The organism is Rhizobium ecuadorense, from assembly GCF_001187535.1.
Lineage (GTDB): Bacteria > Pseudomonadota > Alphaproteobacteria > Rhizobiales > Rhizobiaceae > Rhizobium > Rhizobium ecuadorense.
The window spans coordinates 1-422 of the sequence record NZ_LFIO01000804.1 but is presented as its reverse complement, the minus strand read 5'-3'; the positions used below and the strand labels follow the sequence as shown (position 1 = coordinate 422).

1 protein-coding gene is annotated in these 422 nt (G+C 58.8%); it reads right to left on the bottom strand.

Annotated elements, in window-relative coordinates; translation table 11 throughout:
• On the bottom strand, window positions 1–422 hold a 422-nt coding region (locus AF337_RS14095; RefSeq protein WP_193393619.1), incomplete at both ends, for a cache domain-containing protein.

Sequence of the window (422 nt, the reverse complement as noted above, 5' to 3'; positions counted from 1 at the left end):
AAGGGAAGCTGGTAGTAGTCGCCGGCGCCCGACACGCCATAATCGACCAGCGGCGTGTGCTGGATCTTGTCACCACTGCGCACCCAATAGGGCACGTAGCGGCCGGTGGTGTCGTGGCCTTCCTTGCCGACGAAATCCTTGTCCTTGCCGTCGAAGGCATTCGGTTCCCAGCCGGTCCAAACACCGAGCGCCATCGGATTATCCTGCAGCATGTTCTTCAGCAGGTCGTCGGCGGTCGCACGACTGGCGTTTCCGCTTTCCTTCATCGTCGACAGCGATGTCTCCAACGCATTGACGATGCCGAGCGCCACGCTCATGGATTTCTCGACGTTGAGCGCGTTGGTGGCAGCGATCTGGAGCATCTGATCGAGGCTCGATTTGCGCATATCGTTATAGGCGATGTAAAAAAGAACGCCCGATGC